This window comes from Acidisoma sp. S159, assembly GCF_009766125.1.
In the GTDB taxonomy this organism is placed as follows: Bacteria; Pseudomonadota; Alphaproteobacteria; order Acetobacterales; family Acetobacteraceae; genus Acidisoma.
In genome coordinates this window covers 1-1,107 of sequence record NZ_LMUG01000073.1, presented here as the reverse complement: position 1 = coordinate 1,107, position 1,107 = coordinate 1, and the positions used below count along the sequence as shown (strand labels likewise).

The following is a 1,107-nucleotide window of genomic DNA, read 5'->3' as shown; positions in this document are numbered from 1 at the left end:
TGTCTGCGCGACCACGCCACCATGCCCAGGCTGAGGGCGCGATCGAGACTTTTAAAAAAACCTCCCAACCCGTCTGGACGAAATCGCGCGCGAAAAGGGAATCGAACGCGGCGATATAGAAGTTTGGTTCGCTGATGAAGCTAGAATCGGGCAGAAAAACAAGATCACTCGGCGATGGGCAAGACGAGGCACTCGACCCTCTGCCCCGCATGACCAGCGCACGGCCTGGACCTACATTTTCGGCGCTATCTGCCCGAAGAAAGGGACCGCGGCAGCGCTCGTTCTACCTTGGTGCGACACCGAAGCCATGGGCCTGCATCTGAAGGTTATTTCGGAGAGCGTCACACCAGGTCGACATGCCGCCCTTCTGCTTGATCAGGCCGGTTGGCATATGTCGCCCAGGCTCAATGTCCCGGAGAACATCACGATCGTGCCGCTGCCGCCGAAATGCCCTGAGTTGAACCCTCAGGAGAACATTTGGCAATTCATGCGCGACAATTGGCTATCCAATCGCGTGTTCTCCTCATACGAGAACATCGTCGACCATTGCTGCTACGCCTGGAATAAGCTCGCCGATCAGCCGTGGACGATCATCTCAATCGGTTCTCGGGACTGGGCATAGCGGTTGCGATCAACGGGCCTTGGTATCAACCCCCACCAGTTAACGTGACAATCCCCTCCCGGTCACGCGCATGAAGGAGCGCGGCATCGCCGTGCTGACGGCGGACGGCGCCAATGCGGCGGGTGTAGCGGAACTCGCGATCGCGCTCATGATGGCCGCGATGCGCCATGTGCCGGCGGCCGATGCCGGCATCAAAGCGGGCGGCTGGCCGCGCCTGCGCGGGCGCGAGATCCGCAATCGCCGCCTCGGCGTCATCGGCTGCGGCGCCATCGGGCGGGATGTGGCCAAGCTCGCGGGTGGGCTCGGCGCGTGCGTTATCGGCTACGACCCGATGCGCCCTAACTTCGACGCACCACCTGGCTTCCGCTGGGCCGATGTCGCGGAAATTCTCGCGGAGTCCGACATCGTCACGCTGCACTGCCCGCCGCTGCCGGGCAGCCACCCACTAATCGATGCCGAAGCGCTTGCCCTCATGCCGCGCGGCG

1 protein-coding gene and 1 pseudogene are annotated in these 1,107 nt (G+C 62.6%); both read left to right on the top strand.

Annotated features, from left to right (window positions below):
- Positions 1-622, top strand: a pseudogene (locus GSQ92_RS25635) (IS630 family transposase); the annotation flags it as partial.
- Between the two features lie 70 nt (positions 623-692).
- The coding region (locus tag GSQ92_RS25630; RefSeq protein WP_305782235.1) for an NAD(P)-dependent oxidoreductase at positions 693-1,107 on the top strand (415 nt) is incomplete at its 3' end.